Source organism: Catenibacterium sp. AM22-6LB (assembly GCF_003435615.1).
Lineage (GTDB): Bacteria > Bacillota_I > Bacilli_A > Erysipelotrichales > Coprobacillaceae > Catenibacterium > Catenibacterium mitsuoka_A.
On sequence record NZ_QTUM01000076.1, the window covers coordinates 1 to 6,146 of the forward strand.

At 32.2% G+C, this 6,146-nt stretch carries 6 protein-coding genes; 5 read left to right on the top strand and 1 reads right to left on the bottom strand.

What is annotated here, in order from left to right; translation table 11 throughout:
* Nucleotides 1-171: 171 nt before the first annotated feature.
* The gene (locus tag DW269_RS11550; RefSeq protein WP_117460075.1) at nt 172-1,368 is read right to left on the bottom strand and encodes an ATP-binding protein; all 1,197 of its coding nucleotides are present in this window, start codon (nt 1,366-1,368) and stop codon (nt 172-174) included.
* 221 nt (nt 1,369-1,589) lie between these two features.
* On the opposite strand from DW269_RS11550, the gene DW269_RS11555 reads away from it, so the two are divergent.
* From DW269_RS11555 to DW269_RS11575, 5 genes are all read left to right on the top strand, one after another.
* Nucleotides 1,590-2,288, top strand: a complete 699-nt coding sequence (locus DW269_RS11555) for a DUF6088 family protein (protein WP_117460077.1) — start codon at nt 1,590-1,592, stop codon at nt 2,286-2,288.
* A 170-nt stretch (nt 2,289-2,458) separates the two neighbouring features.
* The gene (locus tag DW269_RS11560; RefSeq protein ID WP_117460079.1) at nt 2,459-3,829 is read left to right on the top strand and encodes an aldehyde dehydrogenase family protein; all 1,371 of its coding nucleotides are present in this window, start codon (nt 2,459-2,461) and stop codon (nt 3,827-3,829) included.
* 434 nt (nt 3,830-4,263) lie between these two features.
* Entirely contained in the window at nt 4,264-5,055 is a 792-nt protein-coding gene (locus DW269_RS11565) for an Mrp/NBP35 family ATP-binding protein (protein ID WP_117460081.1), read from the top strand.
* 3 nt (nt 5,056-5,058) lie between these two features.
* A complete protein-coding gene (locus DW269_RS11570) occupies nt 5,059-5,343 on the top strand; it encodes a Dabb family protein (protein WP_006504446.1) in 285 nt (94 codons plus the stop codon).
* A 96-nt stretch (nt 5,344-5,439) separates the two neighbouring features.
* The coding region (locus DW269_RS11575; RefSeq protein ID WP_117460083.1) for a sugar phosphate nucleotidyltransferase at nt 5,440-6,146 on the top strand (707 nt) is incomplete at its 3' end.

Genomic DNA, 6,146 nt, shown 5'->3' on the forward strand with positions numbered 1-6,146 from the left:
GCACCGCTGTGGTGCTAATGTTTGATTATTTTTGAGACATTATCAATTTCGGTTGACATGATAGGGTTGTAAGTCCTCACATTATAAGAGGTAGGAGTGAATAATTCACAGAAAGGTTCACTTTCAAAAGTTGAATATTTTTAAAGTATTGAAAGTGAACCATTAAAGCATTTACTCTTCTAATAACCATTCAGCAATATCATAAATCACAATACCTTCATAGCTATACTTTGGATGTCTCGTTCTTGCAATAATCATTTTAGGATATGCATCTCTAATTTGTAGTAAAGGAGAATATTCTCTCTCAAAAGTTTCCTGTGCTGAAATATTATCACTCACCTGAATATAGATTTTTTCACTACCTCTTTGTGCTACAAAATCTATCTCTTTCTGATATAGTTTTCCAACGTAGACATCATAACCTCGACGTAATAGTTCAATACAAACCATATTCTCATACACTCTGCCATAATCCATATTTCTGCTACCTAAAATAGCATAGCGAATACCTGTATCACACAAATAAAACTTTTCAGAACTTTCCAAATATTTCTTACCACGAATATCATATCTCTTAATATCATAGAATACAAAAGCGTTACATAAGTATTTAATGTATTTACGTACTGTCACATGACTTGTAGCTACATTATTCGCAGTTAAAAGCTGACTTACCTTATTTGGAGAAGTCAAATTACTAATATTATCCATCAAGAATTCACTTAGTCTTTGTAATACGGTTGTATCAGGTAAAGCATACTTTTGAACTAGATCTCTTGTCACAATAGTTTCATAGACTTCCTTAATATAAGTAACACTATCCCTATCATTTGGATATAAATAAGAGCCTGCCAAACCACCTTTAAAAGAGTATTCATCAAAAAGCTTATCCTTATCACTCACATCACTATAATATTCACAATATTCTTGAAAGCTGAAAGGAAATACATGTATTTCAATATATCGTCCTGTAAAGAGAGTTGCTAGATCAGCACTCAACAAGAAAGCATTAGAACCAGTTACATAGATATCATACTTTCCTTTAGAATAGAGACTATTAATAGCTAACTCAAACTTTGGACACATCTGAACTTCATCTACAAAGAGATAATTCATTTTACCTGCTACATAATGTTGTTCTACATAAGAATGGAGTGCATGATATTCCTTGATTTCTTCAAACTTCAAATCCATAAAATCAATAAAAATTATATTGATATTATCGTAATTTGTTTTTAGGTATTCAATGTATGCCTGCATTAGTTTAGATTTCCCAGAACGACGAATACCAGTAATGATTTTAATGTCCGGTGTATCCTTTAGTTCAATGATCCTGTTGAGATAGTTTTTTCTCACAATTGTTTTCATATATTCACCCACTTTCAAAAGTTTAAATTTTTTATAGTTTTGAAACTGAACCACTACACTTATTATACTGTTCTAAAACTGTATGAACAAGATACCACTTTCAAAAATGAAATTATTTTAAAGTTTTGAAACCGTAACAGAAAAATGGATGTTTTAAGCAAATTTGTATTTTACTTGACACATTATATATATGATTTACAATGCCATTGAGGTGGTATCGTATGAATAGTTACGCAAATTATATAGAGACAATAATTGAACATGAACCTGAAAATAAACTTTTAGAAGCAAGTGCTTTATATAGCCAATCATTCAGTACGATTCCTGAAATGACTTACTATAAAACATTAGAAAGAATGTGCAAGAAAGGTATACTTGTACATCTTACAAAAGGTTTATATTATAGACCAAAAAATACACGGTTTGGTACAGTCCCAATTAGCGAAAAAGACATTGTTAATCATTATATAAAGGATAATCAGGGAATTGTAGTTGGGTATAGACTTTTTAATCAAAAAGGTTTAACTACACAAATCAGTAAACGTGTTGAGGTTCTTTCCTCTGCTGTACCAGGTAAAAAGAAAAATATTCATAATATATATGTGATGAATATTAGTATTTCTCTAACACCTGAAACAATTCCTATTATTGAAACTTTAGAAATTCTTCAAAATTATAAGTCTATTGAAGATATCAATAACACCGCACTAGCTGCATATATGAAAGACTTTGCAAGACATTATGCTGATGAAGCGACTGTTTATGTCCTTAAAAATAGAAAGTATAAGAAATCAACTATCGCATTTTTGGAAAGTTTTCTAAACTACTTTAAGGTTGAAAATACCTTAAATCAGTTCTTGTCATCGCTCTCATCATATGCTATTCCAGATATAGAGGAATTCTATAAATCTGTACTTTAATGTGGACTGTTTTTGAAATACAAACCACAAATAAACACATAAATTTCTTATCTTATTCACATTGAATTCATGTATTATATCTAGTATGTTTTTTGAATTATGTGAATTATATTCGTCTGTTGTATTAGAATGTGAAAGGTACTAGAATACTAGAGAAGGAAGTGATAGATATGGATTTAGAAAAGATTTTTAATGACCAAAAAACGTATTATGACACATTAATGACTAGAGATGTAAGTTTAAGAATAGATGCAATAAAACGTGTTAAGCTATGGATTAAAGACCATATGGACTTAATAGAAGATGCTTTAGAGAAAGATTTAGGTAAATCTAGAGGAGAATCCTATATGACAGAAATAGGACTCACTCTTGAAGCCTGTACATATACATTAAAGAATATTAAGAAATGGGTAAAGAAGGAAAAGGTAAAAACACCTCTTCATCAGTTCTTTTCTCGTTCTTATACGATTTATGAACCTTATGGTGTAACACTTATTATTTCACCTTGGAACTATCCATTCCTACTTGCGATAGAACCACTTATTGGCACTATTGCAGCAGGTAACTGTGCAATAGTGAAACCAAGTGAACAGACACCACATACTTCCGCTATTGTAGCGCAGCTCATTGATACATGTTTTGATAAAGGACATGCCTATTGTGCTGAGGGTGGTTTAGAGGTTTCTAAGGAACTTGTTAATTTACCTTTTGATTATATTTTCTTTACTGGTGGTAAGAAAGCAGGAAAAGAAATCTATATGAAAGCGGCAGAAACATTAACACCTGTCACATTAGAATTAGGTGGTAAGTCTCCTGTTATTTTAACTGATATGATTCCTATGGAGATTGCAGCGAAACGTATTATATTTGGTAAGTTTTTGAATGCCGGTCAAACTTGTATTGCGCCTGATTATATATTAATTAAGGATAGTATGAAAGCGGCCTTTATTGATTATGCTGATGAATATATTAAGAAGTTCTTTGGTGAACATCCATTAGAAAGTGAAAACTTATGTAAGATCATCAATAAAGAACAATTTGATCGTTTAAAGAAACTCTTAGAGAATCAGGATATTCTTATTGGTGGAGAAGTGGATGAAGAACATTTAAAGATTGCACCTACTATTGTGAATGATGTAGATTTTGATAATCCTTTAATGGAAGAAGAAATCTTTGGACCTATTCTTCCACTCGTAGAATACAATAGAATTGAAGAAGCAATTCAATATATTAATAGTCATGATAAGCCTCTTGCCCTCTATTTATTTTCTAATGACTCATATCATGCCAATAAGATTTTAGATTTATGTAGCTTTGGTGATGCATGTATTAATGATACAGTGAGTCATTTTGCGACTAATACACTCCCATTTGGTGGTGTAGGTGCAAGTGGTATTGGTTATTATCATGGTAAGTTTACTTTTGAGACATTCTCTCATCGTCGTTCTGTATTACATAAGAGTACACGTATTGATTTACCATTTAGATATTATCCACTCACTGATGATAAAATGAAGTGGATCAAACGTTTCTTAAAGTAATACTTACGAACACTTAATGTGAGTGTGATTTCTTCTTAACCCTTTCTTTACTATACTGAGTGTAGTAAAAGAAAGGGTGATGGATATGAAGTACAATTTATACTGGTTAGGTTCAAAATTAATTGCTGTTATGATTATGGGAACTATACTTCTATCTGCCACTCATTGAGTGTAAACTAGAGATTCATTTCTCTAGTTTTTTTACTTAATATTTATGTATTCTTGTGCTTGCAATGATATTTGTATTTCTCCTCTTATTCTATACTAAGTATAGAAAAGGAGAGAGGAACAATGAGATACGAAATTGCTTGGGCAGTATCTAAGATTATTTGTGTGTTAATCTTATTTGCCATCACCATGTATGCTGGTTATATAGTTCGTTAATCAGCATTTTTTATTTTATTTCATGTATAATAATAAATGAGGTGAATAAAATGGGTGAATATGATAAGTATTTTAATAAGGATCTTCATAAAGATTTAAATAAGAATTCCCATATTAAACATGTTATTGCAGTTACAAGTGGTAAGGGTGGTGTAGGTAAGAGTTTAATGACATCATTACTTGCAGTCATGATGCACCGTATTGGGTATAATGTAGGTATTCTAGATGCGGATATTACAGGACCTTCTATTCCGCAGGCTTTTGGTTTAACTGAGAAACTTTATGGAAATGATAAAGGTATTATTCCTGCTGAAACACGTACAGGTATTAAGATTGTTTCTTTAAACTTAATGTTGGATAATCCTACTGATCCTGTTGTATGGAGAGGAAGCTTAATATCTAATACAGTAACTCAGTTCTGGACTGATGTCTATTGGGGTGAATTAGATTATTTATTTGTCGATATGCCTCCAGGAACTGGAGATGTTCCTCTTACAGTCTTCCAATCTCTTCCTGTAGATGGTATTATTACGGTGTCTTCACCACAGGAACTGGTCAGCATGGTTGTAGAGAAATCAGTGAATATGGCACAGATGATGAATATTCCTATTTTAGGTCTTGTTGAGAACATGAGTTACTATATCTGTCCAGATTGTGGAAATAAACATTATTTATTTGGTGAGAGTCATATAGATGAAATTGCGAAGAAGTTTAATATTTCTACTGTATGTCGTTTACCAATGGATCCTGCAATTACTAAAGTCGTAGATGCAGGTCTTATTGAAACAATTACACAGATGGAACTTATGCCTATAGTGAATGAATTAATGAAGGAGGACTAAGAAATGATTCAGCACGTTGTTGTATGGAAATTTAAAGAAGGTACAGAAGATCTACAGAATCAGTTTGTAGAAGGATTAAAGGGACTTGTAGGACAGATTGATGGTATCCGTTCTTTACATGTTGGAAGAAATGAAAATCCTAATGAAACATATGATGTTTCATTAGTTATGGAATTTGATAATATGGAAGATCTATCAAGCTATGCAAATGATCCTAGACATTTAGCTGTTGCGAAAATCGCAAAGGAAAATGCTGAAGTAAGAGCTTGTGTAGACTTCACTATCTAATATAACTCAGGAATTTCCTGAGTTTTTTTATTTACATATCTATTACATAACTTTCGTTGTATAATATAGTTATCATGTTTGACGGAGGATTATATTATGAATACAGCTTTAGTAATTATGGCTGCTGGTATTGGTTCACGTTTTGGTGGAGGAATCAAGCAGTTAGAGCCTGTAGGACCTAATGGTGAAATTATTATGGATTATTCAATCCATGATGCAATTGCCGCTGGTTTCAACAAAATTATCTTTATTATCCGCAAGGATATTGAAGAGGACTTCAGAGAAGTTATTGGGAATCGTATTGAAGAAGTCGCTAAGAAGTACGATGTAGAAATTGCTTATGCATTCCAGGATTTAAAGGCATTACCAGAAGGTATTGAATGTCCCGAAGGACGTACTAAGCCTTGGGGTACTGGACAGGCAGTTCTTGCTTGTGATGGTTTAATTAATGAACCATTCGCAGTTATTAATGCAGATGACTATTATGGAAAGGAAGCATTTGTACAGATTCATGATTTCTTATTAGACTATACACCTGAAAAGCCAGATCATCTTGCGATGGCAGGATTTATCTTAAAGAATACTTTAAGTGATAATGGTGGTGTGACTAGAGGTATCTGTGCAGTGAATGAAGAAGGATACTTAACTGATGTAGAAGAAACTAAGAATATTGAAAAGACTTCTACTGGGGCACGTGTAGGAGATAAAGAAATTGATCCTAACGTAAATGTATCTATGAACTTCTGGGGATTAACTCCTGAATTCGTAAATACTTTAAAAGAAGGTTTTGTAGAATTCTTTGA